The following is a 19,492-nucleotide window of genomic DNA, read 5'->3' as shown; positions in this document are numbered from 1 at the left end:
TTAATTATTAATTTAATATTGTGCCAATTTCTACTTCGTACTTATCACAGTTTTGAATGTCAAGTCCCATAACATCTACAGTTTTTTCGGCTCCAGCAGCAAAGTTTGCAGCATTGCCGATCCCTGTTCCTACAATATTTCCATTTTTATCATAGAAAGTTGCTTTTAAATCGAGATAGCTGATTAATTCAGTTGTATTGTTTTTAAGTCGGCAGTGAATTGTGTATGAGCTAAGTGTTGGCTCATATTTTGCTGATTGTTTAAGTATTTCCACGTCAGGTTTTGAATTTCCTGTATTTGAAATTGTTGCTGAATCAAATTTTGAGCTAGTTTTTTCATCATCGCCACTTCCAAATGCGATGAATATAAATCCTGCCAGAGTTAATGCAGAAAATAAATGTTGTACTTTTCTTTTCATTGGTTTAATAAATTAATGGTTATTGATTTTTTGTAAATTAAAAAAGGTAGAGTAGTTCCTAATAGGTACATGAGTAAATCTATTATATCAAATGTGCCAGGTACTATTTTTAGTATTTGTCCTAATTCCGATATAATTGCAATTATTGGTACAATTAAAATCCAGAAAACATTCTCATATCTTATTTCATTTTTCCACAGATATAAAATCAGGCTTACGTATGAAAATAACCATAGTCCATCTGGAAATGAGAATAATATAAGGCTGGATAAATTACTTGCGTAATCAATTGTAAAGCTTCTGATAGTCTTTATAAAATTTAAAACACCTAGTTTTTCGAACCAACCAAACATTCTTAAGCTTGAAGATCTGAATAGCACATATATAATACTGCCACATAAAAGTGTAATAAAATGACCTATATATAATTGTTTGACTTTCATGTTTTAGTTTTTGATATTTCAAAAGTAAAACCAATCATAACCAGTATTTTACGGAAATCCATAATCCAATAAATATTTAAATTTCGGCAATAAAAAAAGCTCCCGAAGGAGCTTTATAATTTAAAAAACAAGAATATAATAAGATTAAATAATCCCCATATCTTTTGTGATCGAAACCAAATGAATGGTATTGTTTGCTTTGAAAAAATCTTTTAGTTTAGAAAGTCTTTTTTCCATAGCACTTTTACTGTTAGGTTTTTTACCGGAGTCTTTAAAGATTTTTATGATATCATCTTGTGGAGTTCCTGCTGATAAATATTTTAAAATTTCAATGTCTAAATCGTCTATCTCGAAATTGTTTTTTTCCTGAAGTGCAGAAGCAACTTCATGCGAAATGAATCTTTGATCTGAAGTAGAAATAATATGAATTGCTTTTTTTAAATCTTCGATACTATTTCGCCCCTTTAATACAAATCCGTTCACATCTGAATTATCAAAAAGAGATTTAATGCGAAAGCTTTTATCCTCGACAGAATAAGCTATGATTTTAATATCAGGCTGTAATTCACGGACTTTTTCGATAAGTTCATCACCACACGAAATTTTTACTTCACGATGGTCTTTTTTAAACGAAAGATCACTAATTAATAAATCATACGGCTCATTATCCAGAATAGCTTTTCGGATTTTTAAAAAGGCATCATCACAATATTTTGCATGTTGAAAATTTACAATATCTAAATCTTTTAAGGTTTGCTCGATTCCTAAATTTATATCTTCCAGGTCTTCGGCAATTATTACTTTTTTAAACATAGGGCTCTTATTTAGGCAGAGTTATTTTTACTTTAAATCCTTTATCTGGTTCTGTATCAAAAGTAATAGTTCCTTTTATGGCCAGAATACGGATTTCCATATTTTGCAGACCATTTTTAATAATTTTATCTTTTTCGCAGCCTTTTCCGTTATCTGTATAATCAATTGAAACCGTTTTTCCGTTGCTTTCAAATTTTACAACAACTAATGATGCGTTACTATGTTTTTTCATATTCACCATTAATTCTTTTAGAATTCTATGAATTGTAACTTTTTTGAAATTATCTACTAATTCCCAATTTACTTTTTCAATATTATTGATGATTACGTTTGCTTCCGGACTATTATAAGTCGAAAGCATTTCTTTTAAGTTAACAGCATAATTTGATGTAATATCAATTGTACTATTTTCTTGTGAAATTCTTCGGACGCGGGAATAGATATTGTCTAATTTGTGAATTAGAGATTCTTTTATAGTTATATCGGCTAAAGATTGTGTTTGTGTATAAGTCATGACATGAAAAACATCATTGGCCAATTCATCATGTATGTCTTTGGCAATTCTGGTTTCCGTCTCATAAGTAGCTTTTATTTTTCCGATTCTGTTTTTATTTCGATAATACTTTCTGCCATAAATTAATACAGTGAAAAGTATGATAACTCCAAGAATAGAAAAGGTTCTCTGATATTTTGCTTCCTGAAGTGCCAATTCATTTTCGACCTTCTCCAAACGCAATTTCTGATTTTCGTCTTTTTCTTTTTTGGAGTCATATTTAATCTTCGCAAATTTGTTTTTGAAGTTGTTTCGGATTTTAATAATACTATCATTTAAGAAAACAAACTTTTGAGCATATTTGGTGTCATCGATGTCAGAATCATTTGAAATTATAAAAGAAAGTGCCTTTAATCTTTCATCAATACTATTAGATGTAGTTGCTGTTTGATACGCATTTAAGGCATATTGATTTGATTTTTGGGGATTGATTTTGCTATAATATTCAGCTAAATGAAGATTACTTTGAATGGAACCATAAGAATCATTGTCTCGACTTCTCATCTTAAGACTTTCTTCCATAAGGGAAAGACCTTTATCTAATAAGCCTTTTTTGAAGTATGCATAACCCAGATTATCCAGTATTCTGTATTTCTTTATAAGCTTTTCTTTTGTTTGGAAATTATTTTGGCTAAGTAAAGATTCTAATATCTGAATTGCGGGATCGTATTTTTTTTGCTCAATATAAACAGCAGCAATGTTGTTTAAAGGAGATTGTTTTGAAGCTTCATTGTCCAGTTCTTTTATAGATTCCTTGTAATACAAAATAGCATCATTATATAAGGAGAGTTCTTTGTCAGCAATTCCGAAGAAATTATTAATAGAAGCACTAGAAAGATCTTTCTTTTTGATATAAGGTAACGCTTCTGTTAATGTTTCTTTACTCCCATAATAATCACCATTTATTTGCTGTATCCAAGCCATTTGAATTAAACTATAAACAATATTGGCACTGTCTTTTAAATTCTCATATATTATTTTAGATTTATTGAAGTTGTAAAAAGCACTATTAAAGTTCTTCTCCTTAAAATTTAATATTCCTTTTTCTCTTATTATAAAAGCTTTTTCTCTTGTAGCGTCGAGATTAACAACTACTATTGTTTTTTCTTTACAGGAAAGGAAAGTTATAAAAATAATAAAACAAAAAAACGGGGATCGTAGCATAGAAGTTACTTTCCCCGAATTTATGAATTAATTATAAACCACCTTCTTTAATTTATGGTTTTTTTGGTGGTGGCGGAACAATGATTGGATCATCACCAGGTCCTGGAGGAGTAATCGGCTCAGACATGAATGCCTTTTTAACCTCTGCTTTATCTTTGTTTCCAGTTTCAAATTCGTCTGCTGTACAAGAAAATATTGTAAGACTCAATAGCGCGCACGCTCCCATTGTAAATAAATTTTTCATTTTTTTGTGTTTTTAATGATTTTTACTAAAGGGTATTGCCGTTCAAAAAGGTTCTGAACTTTGTTAAGGCAATACCAAATTGCTTTGGGAAGTGGAGCACGTAGATCAGTAAGAGTAATATTTATACTTCCCGGATAAATTTCGTCTTACGGATTTCCGTACTTTTAATTGAACTAGTTTTGTATTTTTGTTTGAATCGCGATATCAAACATGAACTAATTTCTGAGACAAAGGAACAACGCTTATACCGCCGTATTGATAAGGAATTCTGGGAATTCCTGCAATGTTGAAGCCTTCCTGAAGATTCTTAGAAATTCCTAAAAATTCCTAAAGCCTATGCCTAACTTTACTATTGAAGATTACAAAGAAGCCATCAGAGCTAAATATGAAAAGGACATAAATAATCCACTTTCTTGTGCACCAACATCACTCGGTCAAGCTTATCTAAGAGATTTTTGTTGGCAAAAATTTGAAGGAGGTTTGAGTCAGGATGATTTGATGGTTTTTGCTTCTTTTTTTGGATTTGAGTTTAATCCACTTAAAAGAACTTTATTTAGAGATCATACGGATAAGTTTAGACCTGTAGGGACTTTTTTAAAAGGACAGACAGATTTAACAACTAGGGAAGCAATTAATCTAACTGCTATTTTGGTTGATTTTCAGCATAGACCTTTCAGAAAATTTCAGGAAAAAGGAATTATTAGTTATTTAAAACATCCTGAAGATTCTATAATTCCAGAATCATCAAATGCGAAAGAAGAGGAAGAAGATATAGTTATAGAGAAGGAAAATGATAAGAATGAAACGATCAATTCTGATGAAACAATTTCTAATGATAATATAAAGGAAGAAAACCATATAAAAGGTTTTGCAGATATAAAGCCAGATTTGAATAAAGAGGAGGGAAGTAAAGATGTGGAACAAGTTGAGGTTTTGACTATAGTTTCGAAACCTGTAACAATAAAATCAACTGAAAGGATTGAGAAAACGATCTCCTATTTGTTGCATAAATTAAAGAATACAGCAATTGCGACGTTACTAATCTTTGGTTTAATTAGTACAGTAATTTATTTCGCTTTTTTTAAGAATGATTGTATGCAATGGTCAGGAGATCATTATGAAGTGGTAGATTGTTCCTCTAAAGATGAGGGAAATTTAAACGAAATAATTCCACTAAATGAGGAACTTTTAGATTTTAGAAAATTAACGGCTTGCGATACTACTAATTGTTTTAAGAAAGACGGCGAAGCTTTTATTTGGTATACCAAGACACCAGATGGAGGAATAGATTTTTTTAATGATCATGGAAGACATCCTGAATTTAATAGACCTCTAAGACCAGTTTCACATTATATATATAATAAATATTTGAAAGGAAAACCGTGTAAGTAGTATTTCTTGTATCTATTTGATTTTGATGTAATTTCTTAAGTAAGAAATTACATTGATAATTAAAATAATTATGTAAATGAAAGTGAATATTATATAACATCATTCAGCGATGTTGGGTATAATTTAGCCATATACTAATAATTAATTTAAAAGAAATCAAACATGAAAACTAAACGTATATTATTCGGACTATTATTGAGCATTGGATTATTTACTTTATCGTGCAGCAGCGATGATAATGAGGGAGAAACAATCGTGCCAATACAAGGGAAATACAACCTAAGCAAGACAGGAACAATCGTTGACGGAAAAGAAGTATTGGTTGATGCTCCTGAAAATGCAGCTGGATGTAATAGAGATTATTTAGATTTGAGATTGAGTAATGCTGCCGTTATAGGTGATTACGATGGTGCTAACTGTGCCTTGGTAGAAACTACAGGAACTTATGTAAGATCTCATAATGATTTAACTATTACGATAGGAAATTTAAGTACTACGAGCGATATCATGAATCTTACCAATAAAGAGTTGAAGATAAAAAACAAAACTACTGGTGTAATAACAGTTTACACGAGATAATTTTCTCTCTTTAGGAGTTAAAAAAAATCGGAAGCACTTTAAAAAGTGCTTCCGATTTTTTGTTTATGATAATGTTGGAAGGTAAATATCGAAAGTGGCTCCAATATTTTGTTCGCCCGTTGCAGTGATGATTCCGTTATGATTATCGACAATCTTTTTTACGATTGCGAGACCAATTCCTGTTCCGGTATATTCCAGTTTGCCATGCAGACGCTGAAATACTTCAAATATCTTAGAACTGTATTGTTGCTCAAAACCAATTCCGTTATCGGTGATTTTAATATGACAATAATTGGTTTCGTCGCTTAGTTTAGCATTTTCTACAATTGATCCTTTGATGATTTCGCAGTTTATTTTTATAATGGTATGAGTTTCGGGTTTAGAAAACTTAAGCGAATTGCTTACTAAATTATATAATAATTGCCTAAACTGAAACGGAATTATATCTGCTTTGCATGTTTTAAGAACTTCTATAACGGCATTTTTTTGTTCGAGTTCTTCTTTTAAATCGTCTTTTACCTCATCGATAATTTTGGCAAGATCTGTTTTTTCAAATACTCTTTCCTGAACATTTGTTCTTGAATACGAAAGTAAATCATTAATCAGAGTTTGCATTCTTTGCGCTGCATTTTGCATTCGCTGGAATTTATCTTTACCTATATCAGATAAATTCTGATATTCTTTTTCCAGAATCTGGGTGGCAAAAGTTTGTATTTTTCTTAAAGGCTCCTGCAAATCATGACTTGAGATATAAGCAAAAGACTCAAGCTCTTTGTTCATTAGTTCCAGTTCTGCATTTTTTTGTTCGAGTTCTAATGCATTTTGTTTTAAGGTATCGTTTGCTTTCTTTTTCTCTGTAAGATCGTGTGTTACTTTTGAAAATCCAATGACTTGATTTTTCTTGTTATGAATTGCTGTAATTACAACATTCGCCCAGAAAAAAGTTCCGTTTTTACGAACACGCCATCCTTCTTGTGTTGCTTTTCCTGTTTCGATTGCTAGGTTTAAAAGTTTTGCAGGAAGACCACTTTTCCGGTCTTCTTCGGTATAAAAAATAGAGAAATACTTTCCGATAATTTCCTCGGCTTTGTATCCTTTTATTTTCTCTGCACCCACATTCCAGTTTTCAATTATACCTTCATGATTTAAATACAAAATGGCATAATCCTGTACTTCTTCGACCATTAAATGATAACGTTCTTCACTTTTTCGAAGTGATTCATTGATCTGACTCAACTCTTTGGTTCGTACCGTTACTTGTTGTTCAAGTTCATGTGTAAAAGCTTTTTCAGTATGAATATCTGTAAAAGCGCCAACCCATTTTATTATTTTGTTGTCTTTATTAAAAATAGGTTCACCAATTACGGCGTGCCATCTGTAATATCCGTCTTTCCGTCTTAAGCGAACATCACATCTGTATACTTCACCTGTTTCTAAACTATGACTCCATATTCTAACATTTTCGTCATAATCATCCGGATGAATCATCGCTTTCCATTCGGCTTCTCCAGCAGGTTTTATACCGGTATATTCAAACCATTTTCCGGATGAAAATAAAGCATTTCCTTTTTCATCGGTTTCCCAGATTAATTGCGGAATACTTTCAGTTAACGAGCGGAATCTTTTTTCGCTTTCTTCGATTTTTTTGCGGGCTTCCACTTTCTCGGTAACATCAATTAAAGTCATTTTTATTCCCGAAATACTATTGTTCGATTCCCGCAAAGGAGCGTATTCAAAATCGATATACAATTGGTGTTTTCCGTCTTTTCCATCAATGTACAAAAGCGATTCTGATTCAGTATGAATTTCTCCTGTATTGTAAACTTTGGTTAAAAGTTGTCCATATTTTTGATGTTCGAGCTCCGGAAAGATTTCAAACAAGTTTTTGTCCTGTATCTCACTTTCTTCTTTTTTCCAGATATTTTTAAGAAGTGCAACATTGGCAATTTCAATTTTCATATCCTTGCCTTTCAAAATAGCTTTTGGTACGGGAGATTGCATGATAAGATCACGGAATCTTTTTTCGCTTTCTTCAAGTTCTTGCTGATGATTTTTTTCATCGGTTATATCTCGTATCGTACCTATTAATTTCTCAGGGTTATTGTGATCATCATAGAAAACTTTTCCTTTTCCTTCCATCCAGTGAACAGATTGATCTTTCCAGATCGTTCGGGCTTCATAATGGAGATATCCGGAAATAATAGCATCTTTAAAAGCTTGATTCCGAATATTCATATCATCCGGATGCAGATGTTTTAGTAATTGGTCGTGCGTTAATACTACATTATCGGTATATCCGCCAATGATTTCGAGGTATCTTTTAGAGTATTTAGGTTCCTTTGTTTTTACATTTAATTCCCAGGTTCCTAATTCGCTGGCTTCAACTATAATTTTAAGCCTTTCTTCGTTTTGCTCTATTTTTTTTCGGACTTCGACTTTTTCACTTACTTCGGTAACAGTTACTATAATACCCGAAATTTTGCCGTTTTCTTCTTTTAGCGGATGATATAAAAAATCAAAATAGGAAGTTTCTAGTTTTCCATAACGTTTTAACGGAATTGGAACTTCATTTCCATGAAAAGGAATTCCGGTTGTTAGAACTTCATTTAGCAATGAACTGACACTTTCTTCAACTTCCGGTAAAGAATCGAATAAAGGTTTACCTATAAGATCATTCTCTTCTCTGTCTACTAATTTCAAATAAGCTTCGTTGGCAGTTTCTACTATGAAATTTGAACCACGTAAAATTGTAATTCCTATAGGAGCTTGTTTTACGGTATTCCTAAAACGTTTATCGGCTTCTTCAATTTTTTGTCGCGCAACAACTTGTGGCGTATTATCGAGTACCCAAATGGCTATTTTTTTGACTTCGCCTTCTATGTTTTTAAGTGGTGCATAAACAAAAGTGACATAAATTTTTTCTTCTTTTCCATGTCTGATGAGCATCATTTCGACCTCATTTACATAAAACGGAATACCTTCGTCTGCTACTTTTTGCAAAGCTTCTTCATAAAAAGATTTTACTTCGGCAAATGCATCCCAATAGTATTTTCCTGCGATTTCTTCGTATCGTTTTCCGGCAACTTGAATAAAACTTTCGTTTACAATTTCACTAACCAAAGTTTTAGCATCCAAAACACAAATACCAATAGGCGATTGCAATACCATACTGTGTAAATTCTGCTCGCTTTCTTCGGTTTCTTTCTTTGCTATGTTGAGGTCTGTTAAGTCTACTCCGGTGTTCATTACGCCATAAACAGTACCATTTATGTCGTATAGAGGTGTTAGGCTGTAGTTGAAATAATAGGTGTGTAATTTTCCGTCAACCGTTAGATCGAGCGGAGTATTTCTTGTGTGGAAGGATTTTCCGGTTTCCAAAACGGTATTAATTTGTTCAAATACCAATTGATTATCCAATTCAGGAAGAATATCTTTAAAGGATTTTCCGATAACATCATTGCCTTTCCCCCATATTTTAATAATAGAATCGTTGGCGAGTTCTACAATCATTTCTTTACCCACATATACAGCAATAGGAAAGGGGGCATTCTCGACAAGCTGTCTTATTTTTTGTTCACTTTCTTCGACTTTTGAGCGGGCTAAAATTTGCGGAGTTACTTCGATCGCTATTGCAACAACACCAGATATGGTTCCGTTTGTATCTTTTAGGGCCTCATAAACAAAATTGACATAAGTAGTTTCTACCTTTCCATTTCTTGGTAAAAGAATCGGGAGTTCGTTGGCAATAAATTTTTCACCTGTTTTATATACTGTGTCAAGAAGTATTTCGAGATCCTGATTTTGAGCTTCGGGCAAGGCTTCAAAAATGGGTTTGTTGATTGCCTTTTCATATTCAGTACCCCATAACTGAATCATCTGGGCATTGGCAATTTCTACAATATGATTTTCACCTCTAAAAACACACATTGCAACAGGGGCCTGCATGATATTATTTATAAATTGGGAGTTACTTTCTTGTAATGCTTTGGTTGCTTTTTTCTTTTCGGTGGTTTCAATTACGGTTACTAAGACACCACCAATTTCTCCATTTTCTATTTTGATTGGGCTGTAAGAGAAATCAAAATAACATTCTTCATCAAATCCGTTTCGATTTAAGACAACCATAAAATCAGGAGAACTCACCGCTTTTCCTTTTATAACTTCACTAAACATTGGACCTATGGTATCCCAAATTTCAGAGAAGGTTTTGTGCGAACTTATGCCTAAGGCTTCAGGATGTTTTGATGCACCCAGAATAGGGCGAAAGGCGTCATTATAAAGTTGTATATAATCATTTCCCCACGCAATGTACATCCCAAACGGATTATTGAGCATTACGCCAACCATAGTACAAAGACTCTGTGGCCAGGTGTCGGGATTTCCTAAAGGGGTTTTACTCCAATCTTTAGATCGCAGTAATTCTCCCATCTTTCCACCATCGGCCAAAAAATAATACTCTTTGTTTGTGGCTTTCATTCTAAAAACTATTTAAGGTTGAAGAATAAATTGTGCTCTGACAGGTTGCTTGAAATTATTTTCGGATGTTATGGCTAATGCATTGCCAATGACCTTTTTTAATTTAGAAAATTCGCCTGGTTTGCGAATGTAATGTGTAGCTCCTTTTTCGTACATTAAATCAACAATATCAGTGTCTAATGAGGTCGAAAAAATAATTATCGGAAGATTTTTAAGCTCTGCTTTGTTTTTTATTTCAGCCAGACATTCATGACCATTTTTGCGGGGCATGTTGAGATCAAGAAAAAGAATATCCGGTAAATTGTTTGAGAAATTCTCTTCTAAATAATCCATTAACTGCACACCGTCATTAACAGTTACAAGTGATACCGGAAGCGCTAATTCGTCTAAGGCTTCTTTAAAAAAAGCGCAATCATCTTCATCGTCGTCTGCTAGTAAAAGATTGTAATTCTGCTTGTTCATTATATAATAGGATAAAATTTTATAATATTTATATAGACCTGAATAGGGTTTATTTCTGCTAAGGTAGACCTATTTTTATTACAAATAGTCAAGATTATTGCAATAAATTTAACTCTTTTGAATGATAAATCATAATCAATTTTTTAGAATAATGCTTTATTTATGATACTAAGAAAATGTCTTTTACTTTTTACAGAAATAAAAAAAAGAGCTGTTTAGCAACAGCTCTTTTGATAAAAAAAAATAAACCAACAAATGATACTTTCTTAGAAACATTCTACTCCAGAATTATGAAGCAGAATGTTCTAATTAAAAAAACAAGTAAAAACATTTGTTACAGTAAGCATCACTGCTGCCGTAAAATTTTAGAACACTCCAATGTAATAGTACCTGGCTTGTTGATTTGTCTTGCACTTTTGTAATGGCTATGAAAATTTCATTTTTGTGTATTACAAAATCAATAGAAGTGCAAATTTATAACGTCGTTTACATTTAATCTAAATAAGTTTATTAGAAGATTATTAGAATTGTATTAGAAATCTTAATATTGAAAAAGGGGAGTTGACTCTTTGATTAAGAGGGAATATGAGTTGTAGAAAAAAATATGGATTTACTTCGTCTGTTCGACTTTCAATCTCGGGTCTCAAATTAACACCATTCTAAAAGATTGCTTAGTGTGTGAAATTTGTGTTTTAAGCGAGACATAGTTAAGATTGCAAAAATATTTTAAAGGTATTCTCTGTTTTAAGAATCCAGCCAGTTCTTGAAATTATTAATTTCTTTTTTACTTAAAATAATAGGCTCGCTATCGGGAACAGAAACATTTAAAAGCATTTCAATTTTTTGGCTCGAATGTTTGATGATTTCCTGAATATGATGACGGTTGATGATATATTTTCGGTTTACTTTAAAGAATAGAATTGGATTAAGTTTATTGATTAAATCCTTTAGATTGCTATTGTACAAATAACTGTTGCCGGAATTGGTATAGATAAACAGATGTTTTCCTGTGGCAAAAAAATAGGTAATTGCGGTATCATTTACAGAAATGAGTTTGTCTCTGTGACTTACCAAAAAGTGATGCTGAATGTTGCTTTGATTTTCAATTTCAACAAGCGATTCTACAATTAAATTGGTATTGAAGGTTTCCTTAATATTTTTATATTTCATTAAAGCTTCCAACAATTCTTCTTCTTCATAAGGTTTTAGAAGATAATCGATCGTGAAATGTTTGAAAACTTTTACGGCATAAGAATCATAAGCGGTAATAAAAATAACCGGACAGGAAACAAGCGTCTGCTCAAAAATGTCCAGACTTTTTCCGTCTCCCAAATGGATGTCCATAAAAGCAAGATCAACGGTATTTATTTTAAAAAACGCAACAGCATCTTTTACAGATTTCACCACCGAAATTTCACTGATCGAAATTATGGTTTGTTGTTCCAGAATTGATTTCAGATAGCTTGACGCCAGATGTTCATCTTCAATAATGACAATTTTCATTTGGTTTATTTTTCTGCAAAGTTAAAAAAAAAGCTCCGTTAAAAACGGAGCTAATTTTATTACAATTCAGGATTGTTTAATATTGCATCTTTAGGAAATGGCAGCGTATATCGCGGGTCATTTTCTATCAATGTATGATCTTCTCCACCATAGTTATGGATGATTTGTTTTTGAGTAGTTCTTCTTAAATCAAACCAACGGTGACCTTCAACCGCAAACTCACGTTGTCTTTCCTGAGCTATAAAATCAAGAAGCTGAGTTTGTGTCATTGCAGCAATCGATGTGCTTAATGTGTTGAAACCTGTCGCAGTATATCTGTTTTTGATAAAAGCCAAAACTGTTGTTCTTGTCGTTGGAAGATCGTTCAATTGTGCTGATGCTTCTGCTTTTGTCAAATACAATTCAGAAGTTCTAAAAGTACATTTTTGAGCGATATCACCACCTTTTCTAAATCTGAATCTGCTTCCGCTTGCCTGATAATACAAAGCAAAACGTAAGTCGTTTGTTTTATCATAAACACCTGTTAAAGTTGGTGAAGCATATGATGTTCCTTTTATAATATTGATAAAAGGATCCTCAAGCGCTAATATAGATTCCGGACCATTATAAAGGTTAGGCAAAGCTGGTGTCGCATTTAAGTTTATTAAAGCATTTTTGAATGTCATTGCTTTATCTGCAGCAGCAATAGCTTTAGCCCACTCTTTTCTGTAAAGGAAAATACGAGATTCCATAGCATATAAAGAAGCCTTAGAAAAACGATAATTAATACCTGTTGCTTGCGTGTCTAAATTCAATAATCTTTTTGCCTCTTCGTTATCAGATAAAATCTGATCGTAAATAACAGCAATACTTTGAGGAACATAAGCTTGCTCTAAATCTATTTTTAAAGCCAATGGAACACCCTTGTCTGATGCAGCTGTTGCAGCATTATAAGGTTTACTGAATATGTTCAATAAATCAAAGTAACTTAAGGCTCTTAATGCATAAGCTTCTCCAATTAATTGGTCTTTCTCTGCAGAAGGAGCTAATTTTTGGCTTGCTTCATTGATAACTACATTCGTATAAAAAATCCTGTTGTATAAAGTTGCATAAGGAAAAACGTTTGTCGTTTTATCAGGATTGATATCATTCCAGATATAATGATCCTTATAGAAAGTTGCATTGTCATTAAATTCATCAAGAATCAATTCATCTGCTCTTACAGCAGACAATGCTTTGTGAATTGCAGTTATAGAATATCCTTTTGTCATTAAGGCTCTGTAATCTGCTAAAGTTTCCGGAATTACTTTACCCACTGGCTTAACATCAAGGTAATTATCACAGCTTACAGTAGTAATTGCTACGCTGGCAAAGAATACGTATTTTAATATATTTTTCATTTTGAATCAGATTAAAAAGTTAGGTTACATCCTAAAGAAATTGATCTTGGGATTGGTTGTGCATAGATATTTCCAAAAGTTTCAGGGTCAAAGTAACCTTTGTAATCAGAGCTGATTACGAATAGGTTTCTACCTTCAATGCTAAATCTAATGTTTTCCATAAACATACTGTTTGTAGCTTTTTTAGGTAAAGAATATCCAAAACGAATACTGCTTACACGCATAAAACTCATTTCATGAACCCATGTATCTAAATAGTTATACATTGGCAATTGATTTCCTCCAGAATACCATTGGTAAGCCATCCATGAATCTCCTGTTCCTGAAGTTTCACTTGTAATTCCAGGTATGTGTGAACCTGTATTAGTAGGTGACCATGCATTAAGCGCATCAGTAGTATAGTTTTGACCACGATCTAATTGTGTGCCATTGAAAGTAGGTTTTTCAACAACAGTTTGTTTAATATTGAAAGTGGTTGCAATTGTAAGGTCAAAATTATGAAGCTTAAAGGTGTTGATAAAACCACCAGTAAATTTAGGATCTAAATCTCCTACATAAGTAAACAAATCTCTTGTTTCTGCATCTGTAAGTTTTGATTGAGATAGAACTCCCGGGAAAAAATCTGCATATGGGTCATAAAGGGCAAAAAAGGTTTGTGAGTTTACGGTTTCTCCTTTTTTATTTACAAATAAAGGATAACCATTTTCATCAATTCCTGCAGTTTTTAATGCGAATACCGCATTCACCGGAAGTCCTTCTCTAGAAGGTAAATAACTATTTGATCTTGTTTGAATACGATCAACATTACTCTTATTATGAGCAAAATTGATTGTGGTATTCCACTTAAAGTTTGGATGATCAATGTTTCTGGTAGACAAAGAAATCTCATATCCTTTATTGGTTACCTGAGCCCAGTTAGCATTTGTATATTCAAATCCATTTTCCAGAGCAAGCGATTGTAAACCAATTAAATCGGTACTTTTTCTTCCGTAAACATCGGTAATAATGTTGATACGATTCTTGAATAAACCAAGATCCATTCCAACGTTAGTATTGGTGGTTTTTTCCCATCTTAATTTATCATTTGGAGGGGAAGATACTGAAATAACAGGTTCTGTTTGTCCTGGTAAAATAACAGTTGTTTGGTTTGTACCCACTACATACGGAGAAGTATTTTTGTCGATATTTCCTTGTAAACCGTAAGACGCACGTAATCTTAAATTAGAAATCACGTCACTATCTTTTAAGAAATTTTCCTCAGATACTGCCCAAGAACCAGATACTGCCCATAATGGTAAGTATTTGTATTTAGGGTCTGCACCAAATAAATCTGAACCATCGTAACGAACACTTCCAAAGAAAGTATATTTTCTGTTGTAAGTATAAGATGCTGTTGCAAAGAATGATGCAAATGCATTTTCGTTTTCATTCTTTAAATACGTTCTATAGTTTATGTCAGCTGCATAGCTTGGAGTTGGAAAAACAATTTGAGTTGATGTCAATGTTTTTGGATCATAACCAAAAGCTTTCGTATTAATAGCAGTGGTTTTGTTTTTTCTTAATTCATTACCAACCATAAATTCCAACTCATGTTTTCCTCCAAGAGTAGTACTATAGTTCACCATAGTTTTCCAGTTGTATTGGAAAAAGTCTGTGTTTGAATTTTGAATAATTCCACCAAAAGGAAGGAAATAATTATAAGCTCCGTTTGCAAATACACTTGTTTTTTCTCTTTCTTTTCTTGTATAGTAAGTGTCTTTACCAGCGTATTTTTCAGAAGAATTGTTATCAAACTGTAAACCAATTTGTGTACTTGCTTTTAAGCCTTTTGTAATATTATAATCAACATCAAGTAATGCTTTTACCGATCTTGTTAGTAATTCGTAATTCGTATTTTCTCTTTCTTCTAAGAAATTAAAAGGAACATAAACAGTTCCATTTCCAAATCCTTTGATATCTTTATCATATTTATAACTTCCATCAGTATTGAATGGAGTCAGGTATGGGTTTACGTTTCTTGAATAATTAGAAGGATTTGTAAAACCATCTGTATCTGAAAGATAACTTGTTTTCTTGCTTTGAGTACCAAAAATTCCAACACCAACGTGTAATTTATCAGTTACATCGAAGTTGTTTTTTAAGGTAAGGTTGTATCTGTCAAAACCAGTTCCTACAGTAGCTCCTTCTTCATTATAAGCTCCTAAAGAGAAATAGTAATCAGATCTTTCACCACCACCGGATAAACTTAAAGCGTATTGCGTGTTAAAAGCAGTTTTATACAATAAGTCACCCCAATTAGTATTGTTGCTTCTTAAAGCGTTGATTGAGTTTTGTGTTGTTGGACTTAGAGACGAAAAACCTCCCGATCTATAGGCTCCTAATTCATTAGCCTGGTTTAGAATGCGGGAAATTTCCCCAGCCGTGTCTCTGTAAGTCAAATCTTCTCTAGAAGCTAGCGAAAGTTCAAAATCTACTTTTTGAGAAGAGTTTAAAAGGTTTAATTTAGAAAAATCAGGTTTTTGAGTCACAAAAGTATTAACGCTAAAGTCTACTTTCATGTTTCCTTTTCTTCCTTTTTTAGTCGTTACCACAATAACACCATTTGCAGCTCTTGCTCCGTAAATAGCAGTTGCAGCAGCATCTTTTAATATGGTAATATCTTTGATGTCATCAGGGTTTAATCCTGCGATAGAAAAGTTACTTAATACATCTATATTGTCTTTGTCATAGTTTTGAGGAACATCATTTCCTTCAAGAGGTAAACCATCTAAAACCCATAACGGATCCTGAGCACCATTAAGAGATGCAGTACCACGAATTCTGATTTTTGAGATTGTTCCAGGAGCTCCCGTTTGTTGCGTTACCGCTACACCCGCAACCTGACCAATTAACATTTGATCCAAACTCGCAACACCTGCTTGTTTGATATCTGCCATTTCAACTTGCGCAACAGCCGATGTTAATTTTCTTTTCTCGATTTTTTGATAACCTGTTACAACAATTTCTTTTAATTCTGCTACGTCAGATTTTAAAGAAATAGTGTAGTTGTTTTGTGATGTAATATCAATAGTATAAGGTAGGTAACCCATATAAGTTACTCTTAAACTTTTCATATTACTGTTGATTTTGAATTCAAATGTACCGTCAAAATCAGTTACGGTTCCAAGGCTTGAACTTTGGATCACACCTTTTTGTTGTGTGTTGTTAGATACGGAACTGTTCTCTACAAAAACAGTAACACCAGGTATTGGCAGTCCGTCTTTGGCATCAACTACGGTACCTTTAATTGTCCTTTCCTGCGCATACCCGGAAAGGGCAAGTAGGAAACTCAGCATGTAAAATAGATTCTTCATTAGTTTGTGTTTGGAGTTTGGTTAAAAATTTTATAATGTGTTGTTTAATGCTCTTTCAATGCGTTGGATCAAATCGAAATAATGATTCTTGGTTTCTTGATTTCCAATGCTTCTTTTAGATTTCAATAATTGCAAAATCTGGTTTAGTTCCCCTTTTTTATCAGAAGTAACCTCAGTAACTCTTTTTAAAGAAGACTGATTAATGTTGCGTGCCATTTTTGATCCGTCTAAATAGTCACACAATTGAGGCATGTTTAAATTTTCGTTTAACTGAATTCCTTTTTTAGCATCAGTTTTTTCAAAAAGTTTATTTGTCGAAACAATCAATACATCTACGTAATTCTTTTGAGTCATACGTTCTAAAATCGTAAGCGACTTGTTTTGTATCGTTGAAGCAAATATGTTTTGACGTAGTATCTGGAATAATTGCGTAACCGTAAATATATTTTCTTTAGTACCATTACGTTGAAACAACTCGTTTTCGGTCATTCGCAATAAACGATCATCGCTTAACATACTATAGAAAACACTGTATTGTAATTCTCTTGCCAATGTATAAGGTGTGTATTCGTATGGTCCTAACGGCGAATCTTTCAGCGGATTTGTTTTATCCAGAATCGGATTAAAAAATAACCACTCCGGAATCGCAATCGTGTTTTTCAGTAAATACGCTACAGCTCTTTTTTGTATCGCAGCCGGAACCGGAACATAACTCGCTTTATTATCACCATGAACAGTAGTATTCAAATAAATACCACCCAAATTGTTTAATACGTGATAGTTGTACAAATTCCATTGACCAATAGCGCCTATATAAAGTTTACCCGTTTGGTAATAAGATTCGTCTTTGTCATAACTCCATTCCAGAATATTGCTTACGACTCTTTTTAGGTTCTTAAGACCATATTCGCTGGCTTTCATAGCATCATCACCCAAATCTTCAGATTGTGAGCGAGGATCTATAGTACTGTCTCCATCTTGTTGTTCACCGTAGAAATAAAGGGGATCATTTTGATGTTTTGCAATCAGATTATTTAATGCTGTGTGCTCTTCAGTTTGATCTGCATACCATCTATAACCCCATTCGATGGCATATTTATCATATTCACCAATTTTTGGAGTAATCGCTTCTACATGATCTTCAGGTTGAGCAATATAATTGTAACGTGCATAATCCATGATCGACGGAGCAGTTCCGCCCATTTTTTCTGTAAATTCTTTAGATCTTAACGATTCTACAGGATATGCAAAAGATGCTCCCATATTATGTTTCAGACCAAAAGTGTGTCCAACTTCATGAGACGATACAAAACGAATTGCTTCACCCATATGTTCATCACTAAATTTGTTTCCTCTTGCTTTTGGATCAATCGCTCCGGTCTGAATACGCATCCAACTTTGCAATGAAGTCATTACATTATGCCACCAGATAATATCAGACTCGATAATTTCCCCACTTCTAGGGTCTACAACCGCAGGTCCCATAGCATTTGATTTTTGCGAAGCCACATAAGTAATAACCGAATAACGTACGTCATCAATATCAAAATCAGTATCAGCCTCAGTTGGTTCTTTTGCAATTACAGCATTTTTAAAACCTGCTTTTTCAAAAGCTACTTGCCAATCGCGAACACCTTCTATAATATAAGAGCGCCATTGTTTAGGAGTCGATGGATCAATATAATATATAATAGGTTTCTTAGGTTCTACTAATTCTCCATTTTTATATTTTTCAATGTCTTCTTTTTTAGGCTCTAATCTCCAACGCGTGATCAATTCTTTTTCACGCATAGCTTGTTGATCATCGCTAAAGTACCAGTGTTTTTCTGCGAAATAACCAATACGATTGTCTGCAAAACGTGGTTGCATTGGCACTTTGTCCAATAATATAATATTAGAAGTAACTCCAATCGTTACAGATAGAGCAGGACCGCCTTCGCTTACAGAAGTAGTAAGCTGAGATTTAACCACAATATTTTTAGGGAAAGTTTTCACACTTTCTATATATGATAAGTCTGATTTTACAGATCCGCCAAAACCAATATTGCTCAATACATCATTGAAGCTTTTTTGTTTTCCGTCAAAAACTTTATTTACTTTAATAACAATCGAAGTCGAGTCGTTATTTTTTGTTTCAATATCAAAGACCTCTATAATAGATTCTGAGAAGTTAGCATTTACCGAAGCCGTTATAGCGTCTCCAATTGGGGATGAAACTTTAGGTTCTGATGATTTTACCCAAACTTTTTTAGCAACAAGATCTTTGTGGAACGTAATAATCTTGTTTTCATAATTCATCCCCCTATTTAATCCGGCATCATTAACCGGCATTGGAACACTTGAAATTTTATTTACCACTAAAAATTCTCTTTGAAAAAGGGAATCATTTATTTCTAAATACAGATCCGTTTTTACCTGAATCGTATTGAACAATCCTTTTTTGAAAGTTCCTTGTTTTACAAGATCATTATATTTTTTTCCCTTTGGAGATTTAATTGAATCTTTAACCTCTTCTGTTTTGTCCTCTTTGTTCTTTTTATTCTTTTTTTGAGAAACCATCGTTCCTGTACTAAATAATAGTGCCAGTACTAAGATGATTTTTAGGGCTCTCAACATTGCATTTTTCCCCATTTAAAGTTAATTTTAGGTTAATTTTATGATAAAAATATAATGCCGGATTTGTTAAAAAAAACAAAAAGGAGTGAGTGGCTTT

12 protein-coding genes are annotated in these 19,492 nt (G+C 33.0%); 2 read left to right on the top strand and 10 right to left on the bottom strand.

Going from position 1 to position 19,492, the window contains the following annotated elements; all coding sequences use genetic code 11:
- Positions 1–7: 7 nt before the first annotated feature.
- The 4 genes from CHB81_RS04220 to CHB81_RS04200 form a co-directional block, all read right to left on the bottom strand.
- Complete coding sequence (locus CHB81_RS04220; protein WP_089350648.1) at positions 8–418, bottom strand: FxLYD domain-containing protein; 411 nt, start codon at positions 416–418, stop codon at positions 8–10.
- Between the two features lie 587 nt (positions 419–1,005).
- Positions 1,006–1,674, bottom strand: a complete 669-nt coding sequence (locus CHB81_RS04210) for a response regulator transcription factor (RefSeq protein WP_089350646.1) — start codon at positions 1,672–1,674, stop codon at positions 1,006–1,008.
- A gap of 7 nt (positions 1,675–1,681) precedes the next feature.
- Positions 1,682–3,391 (bottom strand): ATP-binding protein, encoded by a 1,710-nt coding sequence (locus CHB81_RS04205; RefSeq protein WP_089350645.1) that lies wholly within the window; start codon positions 3,389–3,391, stop codon positions 1,682–1,684.
- Between the two features lie 52 nt (positions 3,392–3,443).
- Entirely contained in the window at positions 3,444–3,635 is a 192-nt protein-coding gene (locus CHB81_RS04200) for a hypothetical protein (protein WP_089350644.1), read from the bottom strand.
- A 336-nt stretch (positions 3,636–3,971) separates the two neighbouring features.
- Here CHB81_RS04200 and CHB81_RS04195 point away from each other — a divergent pair, with 336 nt between their 5' ends.
- Both CHB81_RS04195 and CHB81_RS04190 read left to right on the top strand, forming a co-directional pair.
- On the top strand, positions 3,972–5,027 hold the full coding sequence (locus tag CHB81_RS04195) for a hypothetical protein (protein WP_089350643.1): 1,056 nt from the start codon (positions 3,972–3,974) through the stop codon (positions 5,025–5,027).
- A 162-nt stretch (positions 5,028–5,189) separates the two neighbouring features.
- Positions 5,190–5,606, top strand: a complete 417-nt coding sequence (locus CHB81_RS04190; protein WP_089350642.1) for a lipocalin family protein — start codon at positions 5,190–5,192, stop codon at positions 5,604–5,606.
- Positions 5,607–5,669: 63 nt separating this feature from the next.
- Here CHB81_RS04190 and CHB81_RS04185 read toward each other — a convergent pair whose 3' ends face one another.
- The 6 genes from CHB81_RS04185 to CHB81_RS04160 all read right to left on the bottom strand — a co-directional run bounded on the left by CHB81_RS04185 (position 5,670) and on the right by CHB81_RS04160 (position 19,410).
- Positions 5,670–10,082, bottom strand: a complete 4,413-nt coding sequence (locus CHB81_RS04185; RefSeq protein ID WP_089350641.1) for a PAS domain S-box protein — start codon at positions 10,080–10,082, stop codon at positions 5,670–5,672.
- 12 nt (positions 10,083–10,094) lie between these two features.
- Positions 10,095–10,544 (bottom strand): response regulator, encoded by a 450-nt coding sequence (locus tag CHB81_RS04180; RefSeq protein WP_089350640.1) that lies wholly within the window; start codon positions 10,542–10,544, stop codon positions 10,095–10,097.
- A gap of 744 nt (positions 10,545–11,288) precedes the next feature.
- Entirely contained in the window at positions 11,289–12,047 is a 759-nt protein-coding gene (locus CHB81_RS04175; protein WP_089350639.1) for a LytTR family DNA-binding domain-containing protein, read from the bottom strand.
- Between the two features lie 59 nt (positions 12,048–12,106).
- The gene (locus CHB81_RS04170) at positions 12,107–13,426 is read right to left on the bottom strand and encodes a RagB/SusD family nutrient uptake outer membrane protein (RefSeq protein ID WP_089350638.1); all 1,320 of its coding nucleotides are present in this window, start codon (positions 13,424–13,426) and stop codon (positions 12,107–12,109) included.
- Between the two features lie 11 nt (positions 13,427–13,437).
- Complete coding sequence (locus tag CHB81_RS04165) at positions 13,438–16,779, bottom strand: SusC/RagA family TonB-linked outer membrane protein (RefSeq protein WP_089350637.1); 3,342 nt, start codon at positions 16,777–16,779, stop codon at positions 13,438–13,440.
- 30 nt (positions 16,780–16,809) lie between these two features.
- A complete protein-coding gene (locus CHB81_RS04160; RefSeq protein ID WP_089350636.1) occupies positions 16,810–19,410 on the bottom strand; it encodes a zinc-dependent metalloprotease in 2,601 nt (866 codons plus the stop codon).
- Positions 19,411–19,492 lie beyond the last annotated feature (82 nt).

Source organism: Flavobacterium sp. ov086, assembly GCF_900187965.1.
GTDB lineage: Bacteria > Bacteroidota > Bacteroidia > Flavobacteriales > Flavobacteriaceae > Flavobacterium.
This window is presented reverse-complemented; position numbering and strand designations above follow the sequence as displayed.

What these genes read in the sequence shown, in the direction of transcription:
- CHB81_RS04160 (WP_089350636.1), bottom strand. Translation starts at nt 19,410, where the DNA reads ATGGGGAAAAATGCAATGTTGAGAGCCCTAAAAATCATCTTAGTACTG.
- CHB81_RS04190 (WP_089350642.1), top strand. Translation starts at nt 5,190, where the DNA reads ATGAAAACTAAACGTATATTATTCGGACTATTATTGAGCATTGGATTA.
- CHB81_RS04170 (WP_089350638.1), bottom strand. Translation starts at nt 13,426, where the DNA reads ATGAAAAATATATTAAAATACGTATTCTTTGCCAGCGTAGCAATTACT.
- CHB81_RS04195 (WP_089350643.1), top strand. Translation starts at nt 3,972, where the DNA reads ATGCCTAACTTTACTATTGAAGATTACAAAGAAGCCATCAGAGCTAAA.
- CHB81_RS04165 (WP_089350637.1), bottom strand. Translation starts at nt 16,779, where the DNA reads ATGAAGAATCTATTTTACATGCTGAGTTTCCTACTTGCCCTTTCCGGG.
- CHB81_RS04205 (WP_089350645.1), bottom strand. Translation starts at nt 3,391, where the DNA reads ATGCTACGATCCCCGTTTTTTTGTTTTATTATTTTTATAACTTTCCTT.
- CHB81_RS04220 (WP_089350648.1), bottom strand. Translation starts at nt 418, where the DNA reads ATGAAAAGAAAAGTACAACATTTATTTTCTGCATTAACTCTGGCAGGA.
- CHB81_RS04210 (WP_089350646.1), bottom strand. Translation starts at nt 1,674, where the DNA reads ATGTTTAAAAAAGTAATAATTGCCGAAGACCTGGAAGATATAAATTTA.
- CHB81_RS04200 (WP_089350644.1), bottom strand. Translation starts at nt 3,635, where the DNA reads ATGAAAAATTTATTTACAATGGGAGCGTGCGCGCTATTGAGTCTTACA.
- CHB81_RS04185 (WP_089350641.1), bottom strand. Translation starts at nt 10,082, where the DNA reads ATGAAAGCCACAAACAAAGAGTATTATTTTTTGGCCGATGGTGGAAAG.
- CHB81_RS04180 (WP_089350640.1), bottom strand. Translation starts at nt 10,544, where the DNA reads ATGAACAAGCAGAATTACAATCTTTTACTAGCAGACGACGATGAAGAT.
- CHB81_RS04175 (WP_089350639.1), bottom strand. Translation starts at nt 12,047, where the DNA reads ATGAAAATTGTCATTATTGAAGATGAACATCTGGCGTCAAGCTATCTG.